The organism is Streptomyces sp. NTD91, from assembly GCF_059510455.1.
The window spans coordinates 46,556-73,199 of record NZ_JCAJZW010000012.1 but is presented as its reverse complement, the minus strand read 5'-3'; the positions used below and the strand labels follow the sequence as shown (position 1 = coordinate 73,199).

Annotated in this window: 21 protein-coding genes and 3 pseudogenes; 5 read left to right on the top strand and 19 right to left on the bottom strand. The window is 72.8% G+C overall.

The window, feature by feature from the left end; all coding sequences use genetic code 11:
- Positions 1–143 precede the first annotated feature (143 nt).
- The gene (locus AC5WRT_RS15390) at positions 144–797 is read left to right on the top strand and encodes a zf-HC2 domain-containing protein (RefSeq protein ID WP_496093844.1); all 654 of its coding nucleotides are present in this window, start codon (positions 144–146) and stop codon (positions 795–797) included.
- 59 nt (positions 798–856) lie between these two features.
- On the opposite strand, the gene AC5WRT_RS15385 is transcribed toward AC5WRT_RS15390, so the two are convergent.
- From AC5WRT_RS15385 to AC5WRT_RS15375, 3 genes are all read right to left on the bottom strand, one after another.
- Positions 857–1,720 carry an Fpg/Nei family DNA glycosylase gene (locus AC5WRT_RS15385; RefSeq protein ID WP_496093843.1) on the bottom strand — a complete coding sequence of 288 codons (864 nt, stop codon included), beginning with the start codon at positions 1,718–1,720 and terminating at the stop codon, positions 857–859.
- 48 nt (positions 1,721–1,768) lie between these two features.
- Entirely contained in the window at positions 1,769–3,838 is a 2,070-nt protein-coding gene (locus AC5WRT_RS15380) for a SpoIIE family protein phosphatase (RefSeq protein WP_496093842.1), read from the bottom strand.
- Between the two features lie 88 nt (positions 3,839–3,926).
- Positions 3,927–5,144: a DUF6777 domain-containing protein gene (locus AC5WRT_RS15375; RefSeq protein WP_496093841.1), complete on the bottom strand. Its 1,218-nt coding sequence runs from the start codon at positions 5,142–5,144 to the stop codon at positions 3,927–3,929.
- Between the two features lie 130 nt (positions 5,145–5,274).
- On the opposite strand from AC5WRT_RS15375, the gene AC5WRT_RS15370 reads away from it, so the two are divergent.
- A complete protein-coding gene (locus AC5WRT_RS15370; RefSeq protein ID WP_496093840.1) occupies positions 5,275–6,681 on the top strand; it encodes a lipase maturation factor family protein in 1,407 nt (468 codons plus the stop codon).
- Between the two features lie 356 nt (positions 6,682–7,037).
- Here AC5WRT_RS15370 and AC5WRT_RS15365 read toward each other — a convergent pair whose 3' ends face one another.
- From AC5WRT_RS15365 to AC5WRT_RS15330, 8 genes are read right to left on the bottom strand one after another with little or no spacing between them, the layout of a single operon-like run.
- The gene (locus tag AC5WRT_RS15365) at positions 7,038–7,877 is read right to left on the bottom strand and encodes an amidohydrolase family protein (RefSeq protein WP_496093839.1); all 840 of its coding nucleotides are present in this window, start codon (positions 7,875–7,877) and stop codon (positions 7,038–7,040) included.
- A gap of 34 nt (positions 7,878–7,911) precedes the next feature.
- Positions 7,912–8,226, bottom strand: coding sequence for an L-rhamnose mutarotase (locus tag AC5WRT_RS15360; RefSeq protein WP_496093838.1), 315 nt, complete (start codon positions 8,224–8,226; stop codon positions 7,912–7,914).
- Positions 8,223–9,194, bottom strand: a complete 972-nt coding sequence (locus tag AC5WRT_RS15355; protein WP_496093837.1) for an aldo/keto reductase — start codon at positions 9,192–9,194, stop codon at positions 8,223–8,225. The genes AC5WRT_RS15360 and AC5WRT_RS15355 overlap by 4 nt, the downstream gene beginning before the upstream one ends.
- The gene (locus AC5WRT_RS15350) at positions 9,191–9,946 is read right to left on the bottom strand and encodes an SDR family NAD(P)-dependent oxidoreductase (RefSeq protein WP_496093836.1); all 756 of its coding nucleotides are present in this window, start codon (positions 9,944–9,946) and stop codon (positions 9,191–9,193) included. Before AC5WRT_RS15350 ends, AC5WRT_RS15355 begins: the two co-directional genes overlap by 4 nt.
- Positions 9,943–11,283: an L-fuconate dehydratase gene (locus AC5WRT_RS15345; protein WP_496093835.1), complete on the bottom strand. Its 1,341-nt coding sequence runs from the start codon at positions 11,281–11,283 to the stop codon at positions 9,943–9,945. Before AC5WRT_RS15345 ends, AC5WRT_RS15350 begins: the two co-directional genes overlap by 4 nt.
- 36 nt (positions 11,284–11,319) lie before the next feature.
- The gene (locus AC5WRT_RS15340) at positions 11,320–12,348 is read right to left on the bottom strand and encodes an ABC transporter permease (RefSeq protein WP_496093834.1); all 1,029 of its coding nucleotides are present in this window, start codon (positions 12,346–12,348) and stop codon (positions 11,320–11,322) included.
- Positions 12,341–13,831: a sugar ABC transporter ATP-binding protein gene (locus AC5WRT_RS15335; RefSeq protein ID WP_496093833.1), complete on the bottom strand. Its 1,491-nt coding sequence runs from the start codon at positions 13,829–13,831 to the stop codon at positions 12,341–12,343. Before AC5WRT_RS15335 ends, AC5WRT_RS15340 begins: the two co-directional genes overlap by 8 nt.
- Positions 13,828–14,892 (bottom strand): sugar ABC transporter substrate-binding protein, encoded by a 1,065-nt coding sequence (locus AC5WRT_RS15330; protein ID WP_496093832.1) that lies wholly within the window; start codon positions 14,890–14,892, stop codon positions 13,828–13,830. Before AC5WRT_RS15330 ends, AC5WRT_RS15335 begins: the two co-directional genes overlap by 4 nt.
- 163 nt (positions 14,893–15,055) lie before the next feature.
- Here AC5WRT_RS15330 and AC5WRT_RS15325 point away from each other — a divergent pair, with 163 nt between their 5' ends.
- Positions 15,056–15,778 carry a FadR/GntR family transcriptional regulator gene (locus AC5WRT_RS15325; RefSeq protein WP_496093831.1) on the top strand — a complete coding sequence of 241 codons (723 nt, stop codon included), beginning with the start codon at positions 15,056–15,058 and terminating at the stop codon, positions 15,776–15,778.
- A gap of 97 nt (positions 15,779–15,875) precedes the next feature.
- On the opposite strand, the gene AC5WRT_RS15320 is transcribed toward AC5WRT_RS15325, so the two are convergent.
- The 5 genes and pseudogenes from AC5WRT_RS15320 to AC5WRT_RS15300 form a co-directional block, all read right to left on the bottom strand.
- Positions 15,876–18,896, bottom strand: a complete 3,021-nt coding sequence (locus tag AC5WRT_RS15320; RefSeq protein WP_496100334.1) for an alpha-mannosidase — start codon at positions 18,894–18,896, stop codon at positions 15,876–15,878.
- A 333-nt stretch (positions 18,897–19,229) separates the two neighbouring features.
- Positions 19,230–19,765, bottom strand: a pseudogene (locus tag AC5WRT_RS15315) (endo-beta-N-acetylglucosaminidase); the annotation flags it as partial.
- Positions 19,762–21,018 (bottom strand): glycoside hydrolase 5 family protein, encoded by a 1,257-nt coding sequence (locus AC5WRT_RS15310; protein WP_496093830.1) that lies wholly within the window; start codon positions 21,016–21,018, stop codon positions 19,762–19,764. The gene AC5WRT_RS15310 and the pseudogene AC5WRT_RS15315, both read right to left, overlap by 4 nt.
- A gap of 26 nt (positions 21,019–21,044) precedes the next feature.
- A pseudogene (locus AC5WRT_RS15305) lies at positions 21,045–21,244 on the bottom strand (carbohydrate ABC transporter permease); the annotation flags it as partial.
- 9 nt (positions 21,245–21,253) lie between these two features.
- The gene (locus AC5WRT_RS15300) at positions 21,254–21,574 is read right to left on the bottom strand and encodes an alpha-L-fucosidase (RefSeq protein ID WP_496100314.1); all 321 of its coding nucleotides are present in this window, start codon (positions 21,572–21,574) and stop codon (positions 21,254–21,256) included.
- 590 nt (positions 21,575–22,164) lie between these two features.
- Here AC5WRT_RS15300 and AC5WRT_RS15295 point away from each other — a divergent pair.
- The gene (locus AC5WRT_RS15295) at positions 22,165–23,508 is read left to right on the top strand and encodes an amidase (protein ID WP_496100313.1); all 1,344 of its coding nucleotides are present in this window, start codon (positions 22,165–22,167) and stop codon (positions 23,506–23,508) included.
- Positions 23,509–23,511: 3 nt separating this feature from the next.
- On the opposite strand, the pseudogene AC5WRT_RS15290 reads toward AC5WRT_RS15295, so the two are convergent.
- Together AC5WRT_RS15290 and AC5WRT_RS15285 are read right to left on the bottom strand one after the other, a co-directional pair.
- A pseudogene (locus AC5WRT_RS15290) lies at positions 23,512–23,980 on the bottom strand (GNAT family N-acetyltransferase).
- Positions 23,981–24,045: 65 nt separating this feature from the next.
- Positions 24,046–24,219: a hypothetical protein gene (locus AC5WRT_RS15285; protein ID WP_393856184.1), complete on the bottom strand. Its 174-nt coding sequence runs from the start codon at positions 24,217–24,219 to the stop codon at positions 24,046–24,048.
- 405 nt (positions 24,220–24,624) lie between these two features.
- Here AC5WRT_RS15285 and AC5WRT_RS15280 point away from each other — a divergent pair, with 405 nt between their 5' ends.
- On the top strand, positions 24,625–25,020 hold the full coding sequence (locus tag AC5WRT_RS15280; protein ID WP_496093827.1) for a hypothetical protein: 396 nt from the start codon (positions 24,625–24,627) through the stop codon (positions 25,018–25,020).
- Positions 25,021–25,074: 54 nt separating this feature from the next.
- Here the strand turns inward: AC5WRT_RS15280 and AC5WRT_RS15275 are convergent, their stop codons facing one another.
- A complete protein-coding gene (locus AC5WRT_RS15275) occupies positions 25,075–26,568 on the bottom strand; it encodes an SDR family NAD(P)-dependent oxidoreductase (protein ID WP_496093826.1) in 1,494 nt (497 codons plus the stop codon).
- Between the last annotated feature and the right edge of the window lie 76 nt (positions 26,569–26,644).

Below are 26,644 nucleotides of genomic sequence, written 5' to 3'. Positions count from 1 at the left end.
GGAAACCGACCAATCCGCGTGCGGCGCCGCTCCGAATCTCTCGTCCGGGATTCTGTGGGTGGCTTGAGTGATTCCGCTGTCGGCTGCGTACGGGTGGGAGCACGGAGTAACCCCACCCGCACCCATCGGCACGAGGATTCGGCATGAGGTCCCAGGAAAGGCATCGCGACGTCGGCGCGTACGCGCTCGGCGTGCTGGACGAGGCGGAGGCCTTCCGCTTCGAGGACCACCTCATGGAGTGCCCTCAGTGCGCGGCACAGGTGACCGAATTCGGTCCGGCCACACGGCAGATGATGCTGTACCGGCGCGCCACGCCGCGCTTTGTGCACCCCATGGCACAGCCCGGTCCCCGGCTGCTGGACCGGCTGCTCGGCGAGGTCGCGCACCGGCACCGGGCGCGCCGCAGACGCCTGCTGTACGGCCTGGCCGCCTCAGTGGTGCTGGCCGTGGCCGGTCCGGGGATCGTCGCCCCCGCCGGCCATGCGCGGCCGGCCACGCACGTGACCGCGGCGACGGATGCGCGGACCGGGGTGTGGGCCGAGGTCACCGCCGACGACGGGGACACCGGCAGCCGGCTGTTGCTGAAGGTCAAGGACGGCACGGGGCCGCACGCCTGCCGGCTCGTCGTCGTCGGTCGCGACGGCTCCGAGGAGACCGCCGGAACCTGGCTGGAACCCGGCCACGCCACCCGCACGTTCACCACGCTCGGGTCCTCGACGATGCACTCCGACCAGATCGCCCGCTACGACGTGCGCACCACGGACGGACAGCACCTGGTGTCCGTGGACGCGCCGTAGCCCGCCCGGCACCAGCGCCTCGGCACCACCACGGGGCACGCCGCCCCATCGGCGCCGCCTCACTTCAGCAGGCGGGACAGTCTGCGGTCGGCCAGGGGCTTGCCGCCCGTCTGGCAGGTGGGGCAGTACTGCAGCGAGGAGTCGCTGAAGGAGACCTCGCGGATGGTGTCCCCGCACACCGGGCAGGGCTCCCCGGCGCGGCCGTGGACCCTGAGGCCGCTCTTCTTCTCGGCCTTCAGCCGCCCGGCGGCCACCTTGCGGGAGCGCTCGACCGCCTGGGTGAGCGTCGAGCGCAGTGCCTCGTGGAGCCGGTGGGTCTCCTCCGGGGTCAGGGAGGCGGCGAGCTTGAACGGGGACATCTTCGCCGCGTGCAGGATCTCGTCGCTGTAGGCGTTGCCGACTCCCGCGATCAGGGACTGGTCGCGCAGGGCGCCCTTCAATTGCCGTCTCTCGTCCTTGAGCAGACCGGCGAGCCGGTCCTCGTCGAAGTCGGCGGCGAGCGGGTCCGGGCCGAGACGGGCGATGCCCTCGACCTGACGCGGATCGCGGACGACGTACACCGCGAGGCGTTTCTGGGTACCGGCCTCGGTGAGGTCGAAGCCCTCGCCGGTCTCCAGGGCCACACGCAGCGCGAGCGGGCCCTTGCCCGGCTTGGGCGGGCCGGACGGGAGCCGGTCCTTCCACTGCACCCAGCCGGCCCGGGCCAGATGGGTCACCAGGTGCAGCCCGCTGTCCGCCACGAGGTCCAGGAACTTGCCGTGCCGTCGCACGGCCGTCACCTCGCCGCCCTCGAAGGCGGTGACCGGAGGGTCGTACGTCTTCAGGACACTGACGGCGACCGGCAGCACCCGCGCCACCCGGCGGCCGACCAGGTGCTCGGCGAGGAAGTCCTTGAGCGCTTCTACCTCGGGCAGTTCCGGCATACGTCCAGAGTGCCATCCGGCACCGACACCGCCCCGTGGTGACGCGCGTCAGCCGTCCCGGCGGAACTCGCACCACACCGCCTTGCCACCGCCCCGCGCCTCCACGCCCCACCCGTCGGCGAGCATGTCCACGAGCAGCAGGCCCCGGCCGGAGACGCCGTCCTCGCCCGGCTCGCGGCGGCGCGGCAGGGCGCTGGAGGAGTCCTCGACCTCGATCCGCAGCGTGCGCTGGCCCCTGTCCAGGGCGCGCAGGGTCACGATCGCCGATCCCTCGGTGTGCATCAGCGCGTTGGTGATCAGCTCGTCGGCGACCAGTTCGATCTCGTCGGCGCGGTCGCGGTAGCCCCAGGAGCGGACGGCGGCGCGGATCAGGTGCCGCGCCTGGGTGAGGGCCTCGGAGTCGCCGGGTGCCACATGCTGCTGGAGTCGTCCGCCGGCCGGCGGCGCCTCCGGGGTGCGCCGTCGCAGCAGGAGCAGCGCCACGTCGTCGTCGCCGCCTCGCTCCTCGGCCTGCTGGATCAGCAGGTCGGCGAGCGCGCGCACGTCCTCGGGGCCCGCCGCGACGAGCTCCGAGAGGCGGCGCATGCCGTCGTCCAGGTCGGCGCCGGGCTGTTCGACCATTCCGTCGGTGCACAGCAGCAGGGTGTGTCCGGGGTCGAGTTCGAGGGTGGAGACGGGGTACTCCAGCCGGCCGAACTGGGCGGACAGGCCGAGCGGCAGCCCGCCCTCGACCGGGATCCGGGAGCAGCTGCCGTCGCCGTGCCGGATCAGGGGGTCGATGTGCCCGGCGCGGACCGCCTGGACGACTCCGGTGGCCAGGTCGGCCTCGGCGTACAGGCAGGTGGCGAAGCGGTCGGTGTCGAGTTCGTGCAGGAAGACGGAGGCGCGGGCCATCACGGCGGCCGGGGTGTGTCCCTCGGCGGCGTACGCGCGCAGCACGATCCGCAGCTGGCCCATGACGGCCGCCGCGTGGGTGTCGTGGCCCTGGACGTCGCCGATGACCGCGCCGACCCGGCCGCCGGGCAGCGGGATGAGGTCGTACCAGTCGCCGCCGATGTTCCGGCCCACGGCGGCCGACCGGTAGCGGACGGCGACGTCGGCGCCGCGGACGCTGGGGATGGTGCGGGGCAGCATGGCCTGCTGGAGGCCCTGCGCGAGGTCTTTCTCCTGTTCGTAGAGCATGGCCCGCTGCAGGCTCTGCGCGACGCTGCTGCCCAGTGCGACCAGGACGGCGCGCTCCTCGGTGGAGAAGCCGCGCCGGTCGCTGTAGAGCAGCCCCATGGCGCCGATCGGGCGGGCCTGGGCGATCAGCGGCAGATAGGCGGCCGACGTGATCCGCAGCTCGGTGAGGTGCGGCCACAGGACGGGGTAGCACTCGGCGAACTCCTCCGGGGACTCGATGAACCGCGGCAGGAGGGTACGGACGACATCGCTCATCGGGTAGGGCTCGTCGATCCGGGTGATCTGGGTGCCGGGCACGGACGCGTCGACGGGGCCCTCGGCGACCAGCCGGATGCGGCCGGCCTCCACGAGTCCCATCACGAGACTGGCCGCGCCGAGATGGCGGATGCCGCGGGTGTCCTTGAGGGAGTCGATGACGTCCTGGACGCTGCGGGCGTGGGCGAGGGCGGCGGAGACGGCCTGGACGACGTTCGTCTGCTGACGGAAGGCCTCGTCCTGGGCGGCGCGCAGACTGCGTGCCTCGCTGTCGGCGAGTTCCTGGGTGGCGTCCCGGACGATGCCGATGACCCGGCGCGGGCGGCCGTTGTCGTCCCGGCGGATGTAGCCCTGCGTGTGGGCCCAGCGGAGGGCGCCGTTGCGGCAGCGGATGCGGAAGTAGCCCCCGTAGTTCTCCCTGCCGTCCTTGATGGCCCGGGCCACCATGGCGTCCACCCGGGCGGCGTCGGACCGCGGCACCCGGACGGCGAGGGACTCGGGGCGTCCGTCGTACTCCCCGGGCACCAGGTCGAACACCTCGTGCGCCTGGGCGTCCATGTGGAACAGGCCCGTGTCCAGGTCCCAGTCGAAGCTGCCCATGCGGTTGAGCGCCAGGACCGGATCCGGGTGGGCGGGCCAGTCTTCCGGGAGTGACACGGCACTCGCTCCCCGAACTGCCATGCGCCCACCTTGCCAGCATTCATCCGATTCTTCGACCCGTTCGGCCCCGTGGGCTCCCGGGCCCGGGCGGACGGGCTCGGGCCCGGGCTCAGCCGTCGGGGACGTGGGCCGTGGCGCCGCCGTCCGCGGTGCCGGGGGGCGTTCCCGGAGGCAGGCCCCGTGTGCCGTACGGCACAGGGGTGTCCGGCGTGGCGGGCGGGCCCGTCCCGGCGAGGGAGCCGGTCCGGGGCGGGTCCGGGACTCCGGGGGCGTTCGCTGTGGCGCCGGGGGACGGACCGGCCCACGGGACGCTCGCACCGGGGCCCGGGGTGCTCCGCCCCGCGGGCCGGTCAGGTGCCGTCGGGACGGTGGGCGCGAGCGGGCCGGCGGTCTCGCCCGAAGAGGACTCCGGGCCGCTCGGCCGGGGCGTGGGCAGAGTGGTGTACAGCGGTGCGGCACCCGGCGCGTCGAGGTCGTCGTCGGGCGTGGCGGTGGCCCAGGCGGGCACCGGTACGACCCGGTCTCGGCGCACGTCATGGCCGATCCGGCGTTCGATCCAGGTCCGGGTGTCGGTGTTGACGAGCGTGATGCGGGTGACGGCCCGGGGCGCCGGGGCCACGGCGATCACCTGGCTCGGCCGGTACGCGGACCAGCTGCTGCCGCGGGCCCCGAAGCCGCCGCCGGCCTGGGCGGGCGGCGCCAGCGGGTTGCCGCAGGCGCAGCGCACGCGGGGCAGGCCCCGGTTGTCGACGAGGACCGCGGTGCCGGCCTGGAGCACGGCCTGGTAGCCGACGGCCCGTCCGGCGCGGTAGCCGTGGTCGGTGACCCGGGTGTCGGCACGCAGGACGACCGGGGTCAGGCCGCGCAGATAGCGGCGCAGGCTGCTCGCGGCGACGCCGGCCACGCGGGCGAAGGCGTCCCCCTTGGCACGGTCCGCCGTGAGATAGGCGATCTGCCGCCCGACGTCGCAGCCGGAGACGCCTGCCGTTCCGCCGTACAGGCCGGGCGTCGCGCCGGACACCACTCGCACCGCGCGCAGGGGTACGGCGACGAGCGCGGCGGGCAGGGCCGGCGCGGAGGACCCGAAGCCGGGTGGCCCGGTAGGGGCGGGATCGGCGGTGCTCGCGGCAGGTGTCGCGGGCCCGGATGCCGTCCTCCCGGTGACCGTGGAACCGGTGAAGGGATCGGGTCCCCGGGCCGCGGCGGGCAGGAGATAGACGTCCTCGCCCATCCGGGCCGCCTTGACACCGTGGCCCGCGCAGCCGGCGACGAGGAGCGCCACCGAGAGCGCCCAGGCCGTGACGATGGATCCCGTGGGTATCCGCACCGTACACTCCGCATCACTGTGGGTGATTTCTCTCCATTGTCTGCATCGCTCCCGTCCGGCTGGCAACTCGGGAGCGGGTCATGAGGGGCCGACACCGGCGGTTCGGCCGTGACGAAGGGCACGCACAGCCGTGAACTGGTTCACCGCTCCCGACTACTGGCTGAGCCGGCTGGTCTTCCAGCGGGCTCTGGCCGCCGTGTATCTGGTCGCGTTCCTGGCCGCGGCCCGGCAGTTCCGGGCACTGCTGGGCGAGCGCGGCATGCTGCCGATCCCACGGTTCGTCGCACGGGTGCCCTTCGAAAGCGCCCCCAGCCTCTTCCACCTGCACTACTCCGACCGCTTCTTCGCCGGATGCGCCTGGGCCGGCTGCGCGGTGTCGGCGGCGCTGCTCGCAGGCGCCGACCGGCTGCTGCCGCTGTGGGCCGGGCTCCTGCTGTGGCTGGTGCCGTGGGCGCTGTACCTGTCGATCGTGAACGTGGGCCAGACGTGGTACGCGTTCGGCTGGGAGTCGCTGCTGCTGGAGACGGGCTTCCTGGCCGCGTTCCTCGGCAACGACGAGGTGGCCCCGCCCACCGTGGTGCTGTTCCTGCTGCGCTGGATCCTGTTCCGGGTGGAGTTCGGCGCGGGACTGATCAAGCTGCGGGGCGACGCGTGCTGGCGGAAGCTGACCTGCCTGTACTACCACCACGAGACCCAGCCCATGCCGGGCCCGCTGAGCTGGTTCTTCCATCATCTGCCGAAGCCGCTGCACCGGGTGGAGGTGGCCGCCAACCACATCACCCAACTCGTCGTGCCGGCGCTGCTGTTCACCCCGCAGCCGATCGCCTCGGCCGCCGCCGCCCTCATGATCGTCACCCAGCTGTGGCTGGTGCTGTCCGGCAACTTCTCCTGGCTGAACTGGATCACCGTCGTGCTGGCGCTGTCGGCGCTGCTGATCCCGGCCTCCGCGCCGTCCGCGCCGGCGGCGCCGCTGTGGTACGAGGCCCCGGTGCTCGCGGTCGGCGCGCTGCTGCTGTTCCTGAGCTACCGCCCGGTGGTCAACATGGTCTCCCGACGTCAGGTCATGAACCGCTCCTTCGACCCGCTGCACCTGGTGAACACCTACGGCGCGTTCGGCAGCGTCAGCCGGGTCCGCTACGAGGTGGTGGTCGAGGGCACGCTCGACGACGTGCCCCGCGAGGACTCCGACTGGCGGGAGTACGAGTTCCGGGGCAAGCCCGGGGACATCCGGCACTGGCCGCGCCAGTTCGCGCCCTACCATCTGCGCCTGGACTGGCTGATGTGGTTCGCGGCGCTGTCCCCGGCGTACGCGGGCGAATGGTTCGGCGGCCTGGTGGAACGCCTGCTGGAGAACGACCGTGACACCCTGCGGCTGCTGCGCCGCTCCCCCTTCCCGCCGGGCACGCCGCCCCGCTTCGTCCGGGCCCGCCTGTTCCGCTACCGGTACACGAGCTGGCGGGAGTTGCGGGAGTCGGGCGCCTGCTGGGAGCGGACGTACGTGCGCGAGTATCTGCCCCCGACCAGGCTGGCGACATGAGGTGCGCAGGCGGTGGCGAACCCGGCCGATGGCCCGGCAACGGTGAGCGGCCGCCCGTACGGCGCGGTCCGCAGTGGCCGGCCGGGGCCGAGGCGCTGGGGCCGGTGCGCACCCTCAGCCCGCTGGACGCCTGCCGTGCGTAGCCGCACCAGGCCCGCGCGGCGCCGGCGAGGCAACCGCGGCGGAACGCGTCCGCGCTCGCGGCGCGCGCGAAGGCCACCGCGGGGGCGAGGGCCCGGCGGCGCCCGCGGCCACGACGGCCGCCTCGCAGCGGGCGTGACTCATGGCGTCCAGCGGCACGGCGGGGACCCGCCGAGCCGAAGGCCGGTGCCCGGTAGAGCTGGGCTGCGCTCCGTTCACAGGCCGTAGACCCGGGTCGCGGTCCCGGCGAAGATCCGCGTTCGCTCGTCGGCGGTGAGCTCCGCGGTGAGCGTGCGGGCGGTGTCCACGACCCGCTCGTAACGCGCGGCGAGGGTGCACACCGGCCAGTCGGAGCCGAACATCAGTCGGTCGGGGCCGAAGGCCTCCAGAGCGGTCTCCGCGTACGGCCGCAGGTCTGCCGCCGTCCACGTGGCGGGGTCGGCCTCGGTGACCAGGCCGGAGAGTTTGGCGACGGTGTTCGGGTGCGCGGCGAGCGTGCGCAGGGCGCTCGCCCAGGGTTCGCGCTCCCCGGCGGCGATCGGCGGCTTGCCCAAGTGGTCCAGGACGAAGGTGAGGTGGGGAAGCGACGCGGCGGCCTCCGCGCAGGCCGGGAGCTGGTGGGGCAGGACGACGAGGTCGTGGACGAGGCCCGCGCGGGCCACCGCCGCGAGCCCGCGCCGCACCGGGGGCCGCAGCAGCCACTCCGGGTCCGGTTCGCCCTGCACCTGGTGCCGTACGCCCTTCAGGAAGGTCCCGCCGGGGAGTGCCCGCAGCCGCGCCAGTTCCTCGTCGATGTCGGGCCGGGTGAGGTCGGTCCAGCCGACCACTCCGGCGACCAGGTCGTGTCCGGCCGCGAGTGCGAGGAGCTCGGGTGTCTCCTCGGCGACGGTGACCGTCTGGACGAGGACCGTACGGTCCACCCCGGCCGCGCGCGCCTGCGGGGCCAGGTCGGCAAGAGTGAAGTTCCTTCGCAGCGGCCGCAGTTCCGGGCCCTTGATCCAGTCCTGGTCGCGGACGGACAGGTCCCAGACGTGGTGGTGGGCGTCGACGGTCATGCCGGCTCCCCGACACGGTGGTGGGCGGCGAGGGTCACGGCAGCTCCCAGACGACGGGCAGTGCGGCGTCCGCGCCGGAGCGCGAGTAGTCGTGCACGACGTCGAGCAGCTCGGCCATCCGGGCCTGCCAGGCCACGTTGACCGGCAGCTGGTCCAGTTCGGCGAGCAGGCGGGCGTAGTCCTCGCACTCCAGCAGGTGGAACAGATCGGTGCCGCTGCGCCAGATGGTCCAGGAGCCTGCGCCGGCGGCCCGGATGGCCTGGGTCAGTTCCTCGGGGACCGCGCGGTGGGCCGCCTCGTACTCGGCGATCCGGTCGGCACGGACCTTGGTGTGCAGGGCGACTCTCATGACGGTCCTTCCTCTCGGGGCAGCAGACCGCACTGCCGCAGCTCCTGCCAGAAGGCGGCCGGGACTGTGGCGGCGAACCGGTCGGCGCAGTCGTGGACTTCGGCGGCGGAACGGGGACCGGGCAGCACGCTGACCACGGCCGGGTGCGCGGAGGCGAAGGCCAGCGCGGCGGCCCGCAGGGTGGTACCGTGCCGCTCGGCGACGGCCTTCATGCGCAGGGCGCGGTCGAGCAGTTCCGGCGGTGCCAGGGTGTAGTTGTACGTCGACGCGGGCGTGGGGTCGGCCAGCAGCCCCGAGTTGAAGACGCCGCCGAGCACGACGGACACCCCGCGCTCGGCGGCCGCGGGCAGCAGGTCGGCTCCGGCGCTCTGGTCGAGCAGGGTGTAGCGGCCCGCGCACAGGACGACGTCCACGTCGGTGTCGCGGACGAACCGGGTGAGCATCGCGGCCTGGTTCATGCCCGCGCCGATCGCGCCGACGACGCCTTCGGCGCGCAGCTTCTCCAGGGCCGGGTAGCCCTCGCGGAAGGCCTGCTCGGCGTGGTCGTCGGGGTCGTGCAGATAGACGACGTCGACCTGGTCCAGCCCGAGGCGGTCAAGGCTCGCCTCCAGGGAGCGGCGCACGCCGTCGGCGCTGAAGTCCCACACGCGCCGGTGGGTCGCTGGCACGGCGAACCCGTTCGCCAGGTCGTCGCCCGTGCTCCCGGCCGCTTCGAGGCGGCGGCCGACCTTGGTGGACACGGTGTAGCGGGCGCGGTCGTGGGTGCGCAGGGCGGCGCCGAGCCGGCGTTCGGACAGGCCGAGCCCGTAGTGCGGGGCGGTGTCGAAGTAGCGGATGCCGCGCTGCCAGGCGGCCCGTACCGCCGCGGCCGCCTGCTCGTCGTCCATCGGGGTGTAGAGGTTGCCGAGCGTCGCGGCGCCGAAGCCGAGCGGGGTGACCTCGACGCGGCTGCGGCCGAGCCTGGTCATCGGCCCGCCCGGCGCAGCCTCAGGCCCTGCATGCCGCCGTCGACGGCGAGGGCGGTGCCTGTGGTGGCGCCGGACAGGGGGCTGGCCAGGTAGGCGATGGCGCCCGCCACCTCGGCGGCGGACACCAGGCGTCCGGTGGGCTGGCGCGCCTCCAGGGCCGCGCGCTCGGCGGCCGGGTCGTCGGCCGCGTCGAGCAGCCGGCCGATCCACGGGGTGTCCGCCGTACCGGGGTTGACGCAGTTGACACGGATGCCCTCATGGACGTGGTCGGCGGCCATGGCGAGGGTCAGGGAGTACACGGCGCCCTTGGTCGCGCTGTAGAGGGCGCGTTGCGGCAGGCCGGCGGTGGCGGCGACGGAACAGGTGTTGACGATCGCGGCGTGCGCCGAGCGCCGCAGGTGCGGCAGGACGGCGCGGGCGGTGCGGACCATGCCGAGGACGTTGACGTCGAAGACGTGCCGCCACTCGGCGTCGTCGTTGTCCTCGACCGTGCCCTGGGCGCCGATCCCGGCGTTGTTGACGAGGACGTCGAGGCCGCCCAGGTCCTCGGTTGCCTGTGCGACGGCGGCACGTACCGAGGCGTCGTCGGTGACGTCGGCGCGGTGGGCGAGGAGCGGCTTGTCGACGCCCGTCGTGTCCCGGTCGAGGACGGCGACCCGGGCGCCGCGGTGGGCGAGGAGGTCGGCGGTGGCCCGGCCGATACCGGACGCGCCTCCGGTGACCAGGGCCCTCAGGCCCTCGAAGTCGCTCATGCGGCCTGTCCTTTCCGGGTGTCGGGATCGGCGGCCCAGTAGGTGCCGCCGGGGAAGGTGTACCGCGCGACCGACTCCGGGCGCAGGGCGGCGGAGAAGCCGGGCGCGGTGGGTGCGGTGTAGTGGCCGTCGCGGATGACGACGGGGGTGACGAAGTGCTCGTGGAGGTGGTCGACGTACTCGATGACCCGGTCCTCGGTGGTGCCCGAGACGGCCAGGTAGTCGTACATCGACAGGTGCTGGACGAGTTCGCACAGTCCGACGCCGCCGGCGTGCGGGCACACGGGGACGCCGAACCGGGCGGCGAGCAGCAGGACGGCGAGGTTCTCGTTGACACCGGCGACGCGGGCCGCGTCGAGCTGGACGATGTCGACGGCGCCGGCCTGGAGCAGCTGCTTGAACATGATCCGGTTGTGCACGTGTTCCCCGGTGGCGACCTTCACCGGGGCCACCGCTCGGCGGATCGCGGCGTGGCCGAGGACGTCGTCGGGGCTGGTGGGCTCCTCGATCCAGTACGGGTCGAACGCGGCGAGGGCCTTGGTCCAGCGGATCGCCTCGTCCACGTCCCAGCGCTGGTTGGCGTCGACGGCGAGCCGGATGTCCGGTCCGACGACGGCGCGGGCGACCGCGCAGCGCCGGACGTCGTCGTCGAGGTCGGCGCCGACCTTCAGCTTGATCTGTGTGAAGCCGTCGGCGACGGCCTGTGCGGCGAGCCGGCCGAGCTTGTCGTCGTCGTAGCCGAGCCAGCCCGGGGAGGTGGTGTAGGCGGGGTACCCGCGCTCCAGCAGCCGGGCCTGCCGCTCCTCGGTGCCCGCTCTGCCCCGCCGGAGCAGGTCGAGGGCCTCTTCGGGGGTGAGCGCATCCGCGATGTACCGGAAGTCGATCTGCTCGACCAGCCACTCGGGTTCTGCGTCGGCGAGCAGCTGCCACAGCGGTTTGCCGGCCCGGCGGGCGGCGAGGTCCCAGACGGCGTTGACGACGGCCCCGATCGCCATGTGCATCACGCCCTTCTCGGGGCCGAGCCAGCGCAGTTGGCTGTCGCCGATCAGGTCGCGCAGGAGCGAGCCCGGGTCGGCGCACAGCCCGGCCACGTCACGGCCGAGCACATGGTCCCTGAGCGCGTCGATGGCGGCGACCTGGACGTCGTTGCCCCGCCCGATGGTGAAGACGAACCCGTGTCCCTCGTGCCCGTCGCCGGCGTCGGTGCGCAGCACGACGTAGGCGGCCGAGTAGTCGGGGTCCGGGTTCATCGCGTCGGAGCCGTCCAGCTCTCGGGAGGTGGGGAAACGGAGGTCGTGGGTGTCGACCGCGATGACGCGGGCGGGGGCCTGGGACACTGAAGTCCTTTCGGTCATGGGGCGGATGGCCGGACGTCAGTCCTGGGCGCGACCCGTGGTCACGCGGGCGAGGACGAGGGCGACGAGGATGATCCCGCCGTAGATGGCCTGGATCCAGAACGAGGGGACCTGGGCGAGGGTGAGCAGGTTCTGTACGACGCCCAGGAGGAGGACACCGGTCAGGGCGCCGAACATGGTGCCCTTGCCGCCGTCCAGGCTGATCCCGCCGATCACCGCGGCAGCGAACACGGTGAAGATCATGTTCTGGCCCTGGTTGGCGCTGATGGCGCCCACGTACCCGGTCTGCAGCAGGCCGCCGAGCGAGGCGAGGACGCCCGCGATCACGTACACGCCGAGCATGACCCGGTCCACGCGGATACCGGCCGCGCGGGCGGCGTCCGCGTTGCCGCCGATCGCGTACAGGGCGCGGCCGGTGCGGTGGTACTTCAGGACGAACCCGGCGACGGCGAAGGCGACCGCGGCGAGCCACACGGACATCGGCACGTCGAGGAAGGTGGTGGTGGCCAGGGAGTAGAAGCTGTCGGGCATGCCGAAGAGCGTCTTGCCCTTGGTGGCACCGACCAGCAGGCCGCGCAGCACGATGAGCATCGCGAGGGTGACGATGAAGGCGTTGAGCCGGAACCTCACCACGAGGACGCCGTTGAAGGCGCCGATGACCGCGCCGATCACGGGGACCGCGAGCAGCGCGAGCGCGGCCGGGAAGCCGGTGCCCCAGCCGGACTGGCTCGCGGGCAGCACCAGCAGGGCGCCGACCGCGGGCGCGATGCCGACCACGGACTCCAGGGACAGGTCGAACCTGCCGGTGATCAGCACGAGGGACTCGGCGAGGACGACCATCGCGAGCGCGGCGGAGGCGCCGAGGATCGAGATCAGGTTCCGCTCGGTCAGGAAGGAGTCGTTGACCACCGCGCCGAGCACCATCAGCAGCAACAGGGCGGGGACCAGGGCGAGTTCGCGGGCGCGGCGGAGCAGCACGGTCCTGGCCGACCGGGCGTCCGGGGTGTTCGGGGGTGCGAGCGGCGGGGCGGCCCGGGTGTCAGCCATGGTCAACTCCTTCGATGGAGGCGATCAGCTCGTGGTCGCGCCAGCCGTCCGGGTGCTCGGCGACGACACGGCCGTGGAAGAGGACGAGGACCCGGTCACAACGGCGCAGGTCGTCGAGTTCGTCGGAGACGACGAGGACGGCGGTGCCGTCCTCGCGGGCGCTGTCCATGCGGGCGAGCAGCGACTCCTTGGACTTCACGTCGACGCCGGCGGTGGGGTTGATCAGGACCAGCAGGCGGGGGCCGGAGGCGAGGGCACGGGCCATGACGACCTTCTGCGCGTTGCCGCCGGACAGGTCGGACACGGGCTGGTCGGGGCCCTCGGCGTGGATGTCGAGGCGGTCGATCAGGTCGGCGGCGAGGCGCCGCCGGCTGTCGGGGGCCACGAACCCGAACCTGCCGAGCCGGTCCAGCACACTGAGCGTGGCGTTGTCGCCGATGCTCATACCGGACACCAGCCCCTGCTCGTGCCGGTCGCGCGGGACACAGGCCACCCCGGCTCGCAGGGCGGCCCGTACGTCCCCGAACGGCAGCCGTTCACCGTCCAGCTCGACGCTGCCACCGGTCGGTGTGTGCAGTCCGGCGAAGGACTCGGCCAGTTCGGTCTTGCCGCTGCCGCTGGAGCCGGAGAGTCCGACCACCTCGCCCCGGCGTACGGTGAGGTCGACGTTCTCGTACGCCGGTGAGGTGAGCGCGTGTACCGCGAGCAGGACGGGGGCGCGCTCGTCGGCCTGCCCCGCCCGGCCGGGCTGTTCGGCGACGGACTCCCCGGCCATGGCCTCCACCAGGGCCGCCTTCGGCAGGCCGGCGACCGGCGCGGTGGTGATCCAACGTGCGTCGCGCAGCACGGTGACCGTCTGGCAGACCTCGTAGACCTCCCGGAGGTGGTGGGAGATGAACAGGAAGGTGACGCCCGATTCCTGCAGGGACCGCATGCGGGTGAAGAGGCGCTCGATCTCCCGGTTGTCGAGCTGGGCGGTGGGTTCGTCCAGCACGATGAACCGGGCACCGAAGCTCAACGCCCGTGCGATCTCCACCATCTGGCGGTCCTCGACTCTCAGCTCTGCGGTGCGCGCGTCGGGATCGACGCGCACGTCCCAGGTGTCGAGGAGGTCGGCGGCCTCCCGGCGCAGCCGACGCCAGCTGACGAGGCCGCGGCCGGTCGGCTGGCGGTTGAGGAACAGGTTCTCGGCGACGGTCAGTTCGGGGACGACCGTGGGCTTCTGGTAGACGCAGGCGACCCTGCGGCGCCAGGCGTCCCGGTCGGCGAGCGGGGGCGCGGGCTCGCCGTCGAAGCGGACGGTGCCGGCGTCCGGTGCCTGGAGTCCGGTGAGGACGTTGACGAGGGTGGACTTGCCGGCGCCGTTGCGGCCGACCAGGGCGTGGGACTCGCCGGTCAGCACGGTGAGCCGGCCGTCGGCCAGGGCGACGGTGGGGCCGTACCGCTTGACGATGCCCTCGGCTTCCACAAGTGGCGTACTCATCGGACCGTGTTGCCCCACAGCTTGGGGTCGTCCACGTTGGCCTTGGTGACCAGCGGCGCCGGCAGCTGGTCCTCCAGGATCCCGCCGGGCAGCCTGACGATCACGGAGCCGTGGTCGGTCGGACCGGGCTTGAACGTCTTCCCGGCCATCGCCGCCTTGATGTAGTACAGGCCGTACCTGGCGTAGGCGTCGGCGGGCTGGGAGACGGTGGCGTCGATCTGGCCCTTGCGGATGGCGTCGAACTCCTGCGGGATGCCGTCGTTGGAGACGATGGCGATGTGGCCCTGCTGTCCGGCCGGTTTGAGCATGTGCTTGGACTTCAGGGTCTGCAGGGTCGGCGCGAGGTAGACACCGCCGGCCTGGAGGTAGATGCCCTTGATGTCGGGGTTGGCGTTCAGGAGCGTGTCCAGTTTGGCGGCCGCGGTGTCGGATTCCCATTTGGCGGGGATCTCCAGCACCTTGAGCCTCGGGTACTTCTTCTTCACGCAGGAACGGAAGGCCTCGGAGCGGTCGCGGCCGTTGACCGAGGCGAGGTCGCCCATGATCTGCACGACCTTGCCGCTGCCGATGTGCTGTCCGAGGTAGTCGCAGGCCTTCTCGCCGTACGCCACGTTGTCGGCGCGCACCACCATGGCGACCTTGCCCTTGTCGGGTGCGACGTCCACGGCGACCACGGGGACACCCTTGCGCTCGGCCTGGTCGAGTCCGGCCTGGATGGCGGCGCTGTCGAGCGGGGCGACCACCAGTCCCTTGACGCCCTGGGTGAGTTCGTTGTCGATGTCGGTGATCTGCTGCGAAGGGTCGCTGTTGGAGTTGACCGTCTTCAGCACCTGGACGCCCTCGGCCTTGGCCATCTTGGGCACGTAGTCGTTGTACGACTGCCAGAACGGCGAGGTCAGCAGCGGCAGGATGACGCCGACCTTCCCGGTGCCGCCACCGCCCGCGCTCGGGGTGTCCTTGGTGCTGCCGCAGGCGGCGAGCATGAGCGAGGCGCAGGCGGCCAGGGCCGTCGCGCCGATGATCGGGGACCTGCTGCGCTTCCTCACAGTGATGGCGGGCATCTCGCGGCTCCTCGTCGAGGGTGTTCGAGCAGACGCCGCATACTTATCAGACCAATAAGCCGTGACAACACCCTCGTGCAGGGGAAAATCGCGTATCGACGCCGTAGTGGTCGGACCACTCTGCTGGCTAGACTGCGGCTCACCCGGGGGAAGGAGGAACGGCGTGGACGAGGAAGCCCCGCAGAAGGGGACGGTGACCCAGCGCGCCATCGAGGCGATCAAGACGATGATCGCCGAGGGCCGGCTGGAGCCGGGCGAGCGGCTGCCCACCGAGCGGGACCTGGCGGCCCGTCTGGGCATCTCCCGCAGCTCGATGCGGGAGGCGATCCGCGCCCTGACCGTGATGGGCGTCCTGGAGGCCCGGCACGGCTCCGGGATCTACGTCACCGCCCTGGAGGCCGGCGACCTGCTCGAGACGTTCGGGGTGGTCGCCGACCTGTCCCGGGGCCCGCGCCTGGTGGAGCTCCTACAGGTGCGCCGGATCCTGGAGTCGACGGCGACCGCGCTGGCCGCCGCGCGCATCACCGAGGACCAACTCGCCGCCGTGGCGGCGCACTTGGCGGCGATGAACGCCACCGACGACCCCGAGGAGATCCTCGCCCACGACCTCGCCTTCCACCGCGAGATCGCCGCCGCCGCGGGCAACGAGACCATGGCCGCCATCCTGGAGGGGCTGTCCTCCCGCACCTTCCGCGCCCGCGTCTGGCGCGGCTACCAGGAGGAGGGCGCCTTCGCCCGCACCCGCCGCGAGCACGCCGCCATCCACCGCGCCCTCACCGCCCGCGACCCCGAGGCGGCGCGGGCGGCGGCGGCGGCCCATGTGGGCGAGGTGGAGGAGTGGCTGCGGACGCAGGTCGCTCCGCGGGGAGAACGGGACGAGCCCTGACGGCCGCCGTCCGGTCGCGGGTACGTGGTGGCCGGTCGCGCCCGCGGCCGGAGCCGAGGTTCCGCCGCGCGGGCGAGCTACCCCGCCCCCGGCCGGCTCAGCCCCTGCGCAACCGCAGGGTCGTCAGCTCGAAGGGCCGCGCCCGTACGGTGATCCGGTCGCCGTCGCGTTCCGGGGCGGGCGCCGCGGTCAGGGGCCGTTCCAGCAGATCGGTGACGGCGACCTCCGCCACCTCGAATCCGGCCGTGAGGGTGGCCCGGGTCCGGCCGCCGTGGGCCTCGTGGAAGCGGACCACCACGTCCCCGCTGCCGTCCTCGGCGAGCTTCACCGCGGTGACCACGACGGCGTCGTTGTCGACGGTGACGAGCGGGGCGACCGCGTGGGCGCCGGTGAGGCGCCGTTCCGGAAGGTTGATCCGCCAGCCCTCGCGGACCGCGTCGCCGATCGAGGCGCCCGGGACCAGGGCGTGCCGGAAGCGGTGGACGCCCTGGTCGGTCTCGGGATCGGGGAAGCGCGGGGCGCGCAGGAGGGAGACACGGACCGTGGTCGTCGTACCGCGGTCGCCGCCGGTGCGCACGGTGCGCGTCACGTCATGGCCGTACGTCGAGTCGTTGACCACCGCCACGCCCCAGCCGGGCTCCTCAAGATGGACGAAGCGGTGGTTGCACGCCTCGAACTTGGCCGCCTCCCAGGAAGTGTTGGTGTGGGTGGGGCGGAAGACGTGCCCGAACTGGGTCTCGGAGGCGTACCGTTCGGCGTGCAGGTCGAGCGGGAAGGCCAGCTTCAGGAACTTCTCCGTCTCGTGCCAGTCGACCTCGGTGTCGAGGACCAGCCGCCGCTCGCCGGGCGGCAGGCACAGCACCTGGGTGACCCGGGAGGCACCGAAGCCCCGTACGATCCGCACCGAGATCCCGTCCTCGCCGGCCCTCACCTCGTCCGCGTCCGTGAGGTCCGTGACGGTGTTGCGGTAGAACGCGTCCACGTCCCAGGCGTCCCACATGTTCGGGAAGTCGGCGTGCAGTTGCAGGAGGTTGGCCGCCTTGCCGGGCGCGACGGTCTCGCGGTCGGCGGTGATGTCGTAGGCGGAGACCACCAGGCCCCGGGGGTCGATCACGATTCGCAGCAGCCCGTTGTCCAGGACGAAACCGCCGTGTTCGCGCGGCACGAGCCGTGTGTGGCCCGTCGTGGCCGGGACGGCGGCGCCTCCGGCGGCGACTCCCGTCCGCTCGTGCGGAGCCCCGTTGAAGACCAGCTCGGCGCCGCCCTCGCCGGCCAGGGCCCGCTGCGCAGCGCCGATGATCTCGTTCAGCTCCGCGGCGACCCGCTCGTACGTCGCGCGTGCCTCCCGGTGCACCCAGGCGATGGAGGAGCCGGGCAGGATGTCGTGGAACTGGTGCAGCAGGACCGTCTTCCAGATCCGGTCCAACTCCCCGTGGGGGTAGGGGAATCCGGTGCGCACGGCGGCGGTGGCCGCCCACAGCTCGGCCTCCCGCAGGAGGTGTTCGCTGCGCCGGTTGCCCTGCTTGGTCTTCGCCTGGCTGGTGAGGGTGGCGCGGTGCAGTTCGAGGTACAGCTCGCCCACCCAGACGGGCGGTTCGGGATACTCGGCCTCGGCCTTCTCGAAGAAGGCGCGCGGTGTCTCCCAGACGACGGTCGCCGAGCCCTCCAGGTCGCGCAGCCGGGCCGCCTTGGCGACCATCTCCCGCGTGGTGCCGCCTCCTCCGTCGCCCCAGCCGGTGGGCGCGAGGGAGTGCCGGGCGACGCCCTTGTCCTTGAAGTTGCGGGCGGCGTGGGCGATCTCGCTGCCCTTCATCGAGCAGTTGTAGGTGTCGACCGGCGGGAAGTGGCTGAAGATCCGGGTGCCGTCGATGCCCTCCCACCAGAACGTGTGGTGCGGGAACCTGTTCGTCTGCGACCAGGAGATCTTCTGCGTCAGCAGCCACTTGGAGCCGGCCGCCCTGATGATCTGCGGCAGTCCGGCGGCGAAGCCGAAGGTGTCGGGCAGCCAGGCCTCCTCGTTCTCGACGCCGAACTCGTCGAGGAAGAACCGCTTGCCGTGCACGAACTGCCGGGCCATCGCCTCCGACCCCGGCATGTTCGTGTCGGACTCCACCCACATCCCGCCGGCCGGCACGAACCGGCCCTCGGCGACGGCCTTCTTGACCCGCGCCCACACCTCGGGCCGGTGCTCCTTCACCCACGCCCACTGCTGCGCCTGGGACATGGCGAACACGAACTCCGGCTCGTCCTCGATGAGCGCGGTCATGTTGGAGGTCGTACGGGCGACCTTGCGGACCGTCTCGCGCAGCGGCCACAGCCAGGCGGAGTCGATGTGCGCGTGCCCGACCGCGCTGATCCGGTGCGCGGACGGTACGGCGGGCGCCGAGAGCACCCCGGCGAGCCGCTCCCGGGCCCGGCCGGCCGTGCCGTTCACGTCCTGCAGGTCGACGGCGTCGAGTGCGCCGTCCACCGCGCGCAGGATCTCCCAGCGGCGCTGCGAGTCGACCGGCAGTTCGGCCATCAGCTCGCCGAGCACTTCGAGGTCGATCACCAGCTGCCAGACGGTCTCGTCGAACACGGCGAGGTCCATGCGGGCGAGCGTGTACTGCGGCTCGCTGCCCGCGGTCTCCTTGTCGCCGAGCCGCGTGGGCAGGAAGGGGTGGTGGTCGAGGACGACCGGGTTGGAGGCGGCCTCGATGTGCAGGCGCACCTCCTCGCCGCCCGCGACGGGCGCGCCGACGCGGACCCACTGGTTGCGCGGGTTGAGGCCCTTCACCGGGCTGCCGTCGGGCCGGTAGACCAGGCCCTCGCACTGGAAGCCGGGCATGTTCTCGTCGAAACCGAGGTCGAGCAGTGCCTCGACGGTCCTCCCTGCCCACGCCTCGGGCACGGTCCCGGTCACCCGGAACCAGCTCGTGCCCCAGGGAGCACCCCACCGGGCGCCGACCTCGACGGGCTCCGGCTCGGCGGCGAGCCCCTCCGCGACCGGCACGGGCTCGCCGGGCGCGTGCCACACCGCGACCCGGAGCGGCACGGACTCGGGGTACACGGCGGGGCGGATGCGTTCCTCGAGGACACGCCTGAGGCGGGCTTCCACCAGAGTGCGGTCGTCATGCATGCGGGCTGCTCCCTGCGGGTTCCGGGGTCTGACGGTGGTTACCAGGGGTGGGTGACGGTGAGGGGGATCGAGGTGTTGTACAGCTCCCCCACGGCGCGCAGTTCGAACCGTGCGGCCCGCTCCCCTTGTTCCGGTCGCTGCCCGGTGAGGAAGCAGGCACGCCGGCAGGTGCCGGCCAGGAAGCGGCGGGTGCCGTCGGGCAGGAGGCGGTGCAGTTCGTAGTGGCGGACGGCGCCGGGAGCGGCGTTCCAGGCCAGGCGGAGGTCGCCGCCGCCGGCGGCGGCGACCCGGGCGGCCGACGGGGGCGGCCGGGGTACGGACGTCGTCCCGGGCGTCCCGGGTCCACTGCAGTTGTCCGCCGTACGCCACCGGCGGCAGGAAGACGTTTCCGAGCACCGGGACGCCGTGCCGGTGGGCCGCGTCCACGATCGGCGCGTTGGGCGCCAGGATCAGGCCCTCGCCGGCCGAGCCGCCCCGGAACACCAGCTCGTCCAGGTAGGCCCGGTGGGTGAGGGCGTAGTAGTCGGCGGTGGCCGAACCCTGGGAGGGGTTGTCCGACGTCGGTCCGAAGGAGACCAGGGACTGGACTCGGGCCTGGCCGGAGCGGGCGGTGGGGTCCGCCCGGGTCGGCGTGAAGCGGGCGGCGAGCGGCACGGACGCGGCGTTGAAGGCGAGGTCGGGGTCGTCGGCCGCGCGCCGGCTCTTCAGGCTGCGCCAGGTGATGCCGGGCCCCGGGCTGCCGGAGGGGAGCGAGTCCGGATACCAGTAGGACGCCTACGGCGGGGTCGCTGCGGGTCCGGGGCGGGCGGCGACGGCAGAAGACCGGCGGCGGCGCCGGCGACGCGGACGGTGCGTCTGCTGGGGTTCACGAGCGGGTGCCTCCGGGTGGGGTGGGGACTACCTGATCGGGAGTGACGACCTCGGTGATGCCGCGCGCGGCGAGGTGCTCCTCGTCTTCGGCGCGGGTGTCGAGGACGGTGGTGGGGCGGGCGCCGTCGGCGACGAGCCGGAAGAAGGCGTCGAAGACGGCTCCGCCGGGAGCGCAGCGGGAGCGGCTGCCCGGATCGCCGGGTACGGCGAGGGCCGTGGTGCGCGGGGCGGGGACGGTGTGCGGCCGGCGTGCCGCCCCGGCGAGCACGCGCGCGATGTCCTTGGGCTTGCGGTCGTTGGTCAACAGACCGAGCCCGTATTCGAGTTCGGGGAGGTCGGCGAGGTCGCGCGAGACGTCGTAGGAGCACCACCAGGTGACGCCCCACAGGTCCGGGCAGTCCAGGGCGTGCGCGACGGTCGCCTCGGCGAAGGCGGCGGCGTGTTCGGCCGGCACGAGGGGGGCGGGCGCACCGACCTCCTGGAGCCACACCGGCCGGTGCGGCTCCTCGGCCCACGCCTTGCTCAGCTCCACCAGGTAGGCGGCGTGGTGCTCGGCCGGCACGGAGGTACGGCCGTGGCGCTGGGCGGTGCCGTTGAACACCCAGGAGTGCACGGCGGTGAGGTCGCCGAGACGGGCGGAGTGGCCTGGGGTGAAGGGCTGGTCGTCCTGGTACCAGGCGGCGTCGTAGGAGGCGTGCAGGTGGAGCCGGCCGGGGGCGCCTTCCGCGCAGGCTGCCAGCATCCGTTCGAGCCACCGCTCGGCCTGCTCGGGTGTGATCCGGTCGGGGTCGGGGTGGGGACCGGCGGCGAACTGGTTGACCTCGTTGCCGACGGTCATGCCGATGAAGTTCGTCCGGCCGGCCAGGGCGGCGGCGAGGGTGCGCAGATAGGCGGCCTGGCCGTCGACCACGTCCGGGTCGGTGAAGAGGTTGCGGCGGTGCCAGGTGCGGGTCCACGCGGGCAGGAAGTCGAAGCTGCTCAAGTGCCCCTGCAGACCGTCGACGTTGACGTCAAGCCCGCGTTCGGCGGCGGCGTCGGCGAGGGTCACGAGGTGCTCGACGGCGCGTGGGCGGACGAGGGTCCGGTTGGGCTGGAAGTAGGGCCACAGCGGGAAGACGCGGATGTGGTCCAGGCCGAGCGCGGCGACCGCGTCGAGGTCGGCGCGCACGGTGTCGAGGTCGAAGTCGAGCCAGTGGTGGAACCATCCGACGCTCGGGGTGTAGTTGACGCCGAAGCGCACGGCAGGAGGCATGGAGTTTCCTTGTGACGTACGGGTGTTCAGCCCTTGACGGCGCCCTCGCCGACGCCGCGGAAGAAGTGCCGCTGAAGGCAGGCGAAGAGGGCGATGAGCGGGGCGACGGCGATGACGGTCCGGCGGCGACGAGGCGTTCGTCGTCGGCGAAGGTGCCGTGCAGATAGTTGAGGCCGATGGTGAGGGTGAACTTCGACGGGTCGCTGAGCACGATCAGCGGCCACAAGAGTCCAGGTCAGCGGGCGGTCGTGGCCGAGCATGGTGACCCTGTCGCCGGCCCGCACCGGCGCCTCGACGACCAGCTTCGCGCGGGCTCGGCCAGTGAGTGGATGTAGAACGCCTCGTCCGGGCGGACCGTGAACCGCAGGTCCTCGCCGAGCTGGGCCATCCGTGACCAGTACGGCGTGTCGTAGACCGCCTCGCCGTTGACCCTGAGCCAGGCACCCGTCTCACGCAGCCGGGTCTGCAGGATGTCCGCGATGGTGCCGTCGGCGCGCGGACCGATGTCCAGAAGGAAGTTGCCGTTCTTCGAGACGATGTCGACCAGGCTGTGCACGACCTCCTCGGCCCGTCATGTAGGCGGCGTCCGGGGTCGCCCGCGAGCGCGACGACGTTGTACCTGGCGCCCGGCGTCGACGCGGGGAAGTCGAAGGGGACGCCGTCGACCTCGATGCGGCCCGCGGGGAGATCCTCGCCCGGGAACGTGTAGCCGGAGCCGTCGAAGTCGCCGCCGCGGGCGGTGGCCGTGTCGATGCCGTCGTCGTCGTAGAGGGCGTCGAGCGGGACGGACACCGGGTCGGGGACGCCGGCCCCCGGCTCCTGCCGTCCGGCCGCGCGCGCGGGTGTCGCGGTGCTGAGCGGCAGGGCGGCCACGGCGGTCGCCCCGGCTGCCGCGCCCAGGATCGGACGTTTGGGACACATGTTCATGAGCGGCTCCCATCACCTCCGATCCATCGGAGGTCTGATGATGGTGGCGTCGTAAAGATACTGTCAACGGGGCTGCACCGATGCGGAGTTCACGAATTGATCGGATGACGGGTGCGCCGAGGGACACGGTGTCTCGACGTACCGGACCCGACCGGGCACAGTTCTCCCTGCGCCATGACGCGTACCAGCCAGTAGCCGAGGACCGAGCGAGGAGTGCCCGTGGGTGACTGGGCCGGGCGGAGTGCCGCCGAGATTGCCGCCGCCGTGCGCGAGAGGCGGGTGACACCGCGGGAGGTGGTGGCCGACCACCTCGCGCGGGTCGAACGGCTGGACGGCCGGATCGGGGCGTTCCGGAAGGTACGGGCCGAGGCCGCGCTCGCCGAGGCCGACGAGGCGGGCTCGCGTGCCGATCTGGCCGATCTGCCGCTCGCCGGCGTCCCCGTGGCCGTGAAGGACAATCTCCCGGTGCGCGGCGAGTGCCACCGCGACGGCTCCGCCGCCACCTCCGACGCCCCGGCCGCCGAGGACCATGTCACGGTGGCCCGGCTGCGGGCGGCCGGCGCGGTGGTCGTGGGCCTGACGAACGTGCCGGAGCTGTGCGTCTTCGGCACCACGGAGGGCCCGTACGGCACCGCCCGCAATCCCTGGGACACCACGCGCACCGCGGGCGGCTCCTCCGGCGGCAGCGCGGCCGCGGTGGCCGCGGGCCTCGTCCCGGTCGCGCTCGGCAACGACGGGATGGGGTCGCTGCGCATCCCCGCCGCGAACTGCGGCCTGGTCACGCTGAAGCCGGGGCACGGTGTGGTGCCCGCGGGGATCGGCAACGGCGACTGGTTCGGCATGGCGGAGAACGGCCCGCTGGCCACGACGGTCGAGGACGTGCGGCTGATGCTCGGCGCCCTCGCGGGCACCGAGGTCGCGCGCGCCGAGGAGGCACCGCGTCGGCGGATCGCCGCGGCCGTGCGCAGTCCGCTCGCCGGGGTGAGCGTGAGCAGGCCGTACACGACCGCGGTCCGGAAGGCGGCGGGAGTGCTGGCGCGGGCCGGACACCAGGTGCGGCGGGCCGAACCGCCGTACCCCCTGTCCCTGGGGGTGACCGCGCTGGCGCACTGGACGGCCGGGACGGCGGTGGACGCCGAGGGCCTGGACCGGGCGCTGCTGGCCCGGCGGACCCGCGTGCACGCGGCGGTGGGCCGGCGGTTCGTGGACTCGGTGCGCACCGGGGACGGCCGCGAGCGGCTGCGCGCCCGGCTGAGCCCCTTCTTCACCGAGTACGACGTGCTGGTCACCGCGGCCCTGGCCCGGCGCTCCCCCGCGGCCGGCCCGTGGCACGAGCGCGGCTGGCTGCGCAACGTCCTCGCCAACACCGCGTACTCCCCGTTCACCCCGCCGTGGAACCTCACCGGCTGGCCCGCGATGTCGGTTCCGTTCGGCACGCTTCCCTCGGGCGTCCCCTGTGCCGTCCAGCTGGTCGGCCGGCCGGGTTCGGAGGGTGTGCTGCTGGAGCTGGCTCAGGAGCTGGAGCGACTGCGCCCGTGGCGGCGTACGGCGCCGATGGGCTGATGCTCAGCCGGTCTGTTCGAGCGACCGGTACATGATGTGCAGGCCCACTCCGCCGTGCCGGAGGTGGTCGAAGGCCTCCGGGACGGTACCGAGGACGGTGAGGCCGAGGGAGGTCCACAGGGCGACAGCGGGGTTGGTCTCGACGACGGCGTTGAAGACCATCGCCCGGTAGCCCCGGCCCTCGCCTCGGCCAGGACGTGTTCGGCGAGGGCACGGCCGATGCCTTCCCCGGTGCGGTCGGGGTCGACCATGAATCCGGCGCCCGCGTGGCCGAGCCGACCACGGTGCCGGTCGCGTCCTCGGCGACGTGGACACGCTTGGCGGGGTGCATCCACAGTGGCGGGCACAGCGCGCGGGCGTCCTGTTCGCAGGTGTCCGGGTCCCAGGGGTAGGTCTCGGCGGCGACGACGATCCCGTGCGAGAAAGGCCAGATCCGCGGCCAGTCGTCGGCAACGGCTTGTCCGATCGGCATGGGCGTGAGTCCGTCAGGTCACGCCCACGCGTGCGGCGATCGCGAAGGGTCGGTCGGTTCCTGGGTCAGTCCACGCTGGGCAGGATGTGGGGTTCGGCGAGATCGTCCTCGTAACCCGCGAGGCGGATCGGCGCGGACCGGGCCCACACGTCGAGGCTGCCGAGTTCTCCGGGCCGGCGGCCCGCGCGCTCCGTGCGTTCCTTGGGGCGCTCTTCGCGATTCGTCTTCTCCGGTGTCACCGCGCACTCCTTATGTGTCGGTCACCCTCGGGGGCGTCCGGTCAGTCTGTGCTCCGGCACTCGACGCCCGCTCGGGTCTGGATGGAAGGCCAGTCCGGGCGCGGTGGCGCCGACGCGGACGGGGGTCTGGGTGGGACCCGCTCGTGCCGTCCGCCACTCCAGGGTACCCAAATGAGCGGGCTCGCGCTCGATCGGGGGTGCAAACAAGGTGTAACCATCAGAAGTCCTTTGACCCGTCCATACCTCTCAATATGCGGCTATGTGCCGTCAGGCGCATCACCCCGCGTCGGAGCGAATCACCCGCTCGGGCTATACCTGACGCAGTTCAGGTGCCGTTGGCCGGGGCGCAAGCTCGCCCTGATCTGCTGATGAGCGGCAACGGCTGTCTCGCGGAAGGACTGACGCATGGAGCTGCGCAGCGTCGAGGAGCTGATGGATCTGCTGTACGCCGGCCGGCACCAGCACGCGCTGAGAACCGCCGCGCTGCTGCGCCGCAGGCGCCCCGCCGACAAGGAGCTCCAGGTGGCGGGGCTGGTGTGCGGCATCGTGCCGGTGCTGTGCCCGGGCGACGGGCCCGACCGCGCGCTGAGGGCGGCCGAGGCGGTGCGTCCGCTGCTCGGGGAGCGGGTGTTCCGGCTCGTGCGGGGGGACACGGGGCCGGGCGAGGACGACGTGCTGCGGCTGCGCCAGGCCGACGAGGAGAGCCGTACGGCGGGGTTCGACGCGGGCGTCCTGGAGGACTGGCGCACCGTCCTGGAACTGGTGGCGGCCCGCCGCTCCCGGCTCGGCGCGGTGGACTGACGTCCGCGGCCGCGGCAACGGGCCCCGTCGGCGCGGCGCCGCGGGCCGCCGGGTTCACCACTTGCCGGGTACGTAGTCCTTCAGGAAGACGCCGTACAGGTCCTCGCCCGCCTCGCCGCGCACGATCGGGTCGTACACCCGGGCCGCGCCGTCCACCAGGTCGAGAGGCGCGTGGAAGCCGGCCTCGGCGAGGCGCAGCTTGTCGTAGTGCGGGCGCTCGTCGGTGATCCAGCCGGTGTCCACGGAGGTCATGAGGATGCCGTCCGTCTCGAACATCTCCGTCGCGCTGGTCCGTGTGACCATGTTCATGGCCGCCTTGGCGGCGTTGGTGTTCGGGTGTCCGGCGCCCTTGTAGCCGCGGCTGAAGACACCCTCCATCGCCGAGACGTTCACGACGTACGCGCGCCCGCTCGACGCCTTCCTCGCGGCGTCGGCCATGGCCGGGCGCAGCTTGCTGATGAGGATGAACGGCGCCGTGTAGTTGCACAGCTGGGTCTCCAGCAGCTCCACCGGGGAGATCTGCTCGATGGTCTGCACCCAGGTGTTGGTGTCGACGACGTCCGGGACCAGACCGCCGGCGTCGATGGCGGTGCCGTCGAGGTGCCGGGCGACGCTGGCGTTGCCGGCGACGAGGGCGAGGTCGGCGACCTTCTGGGCGTCCAGGCCGCTGGTGCCGACGGGCAGCGCGGCGATGCCGTCGACGGCGCCGGAGTTGAAGGCGCCGATGACGTGGTGGGCCGGAAGCTCGCCGGCGGGCAGCGGAGCGCTCTCGCCCTCGACCAGGGCCGCGTAGGCGGAGGGCAGCCGACGCACGGTCTGCGTCGCGTTGTTGATCAGAATGTCCAGCGGGCCCGCCTCGGCGACCTGCTCGGCGAGCGCCACGGCCTGCGCCGGGTCGCGCAGGTCGATTCCGACGACCTGAAGGCGGTGGATCCACTCCGCCGAGTCCTCCATGGCCCTGAACCGGCGGATGGCGTCCTTGGGGAAGCGGGTGGTGACGGTCGTGTGCGCGCCGTCGCGCAGCAGGCGCAGCGCGATGTACATGCCGATCTTGGCTCGGCCGCCGGTGAGCAGGGCACGCTTGCCGGTGAGGTCGGCGCGGGCGTCCCGCTTGACGCGGTTCTCGGCGGCGCACTTCTGGCAGAGCTGGTGGTAGAAGTAGTCGACCTCGACATAGCGGGTCTTGCAGACGTAGCAGGAGCGGGGGCGCTGGAGTATGCCCGCGATCCTGCCCGCCTCCACCTTGGAGGAGGGCAGGATGCCCTCGGTCTCGTCGTCGATGCGCTCGGCGGAGCCGGTGGCGGTGGCCTCGGTGACGGCACGGTCGTGCGCGGTCTTGGCGGCCCGGCGCTCCTGGCGGCGGCGCTGCTTGACCGTGCGGTAGAGGTGCGAGGTGGCCCGGCGGACCCTGATCGCGTCCGGGTGGTCGACCTCGATGGTGTCCAGCTCCTCGAGCACGCTCAGGCAGACGGCGAGCCGCTCCGGGTCGATACCGGGGCCGTGGACCACGTCCTGCGTGGCCATGGAGCCGTCTTCTGTCACCGTCATCGCGCTGCCGCTTCCCTCATCACCCGCGCAGCGCTCCGACTCGCGCCCGCTTTCGAACGGGGAATTTTACGGAGGA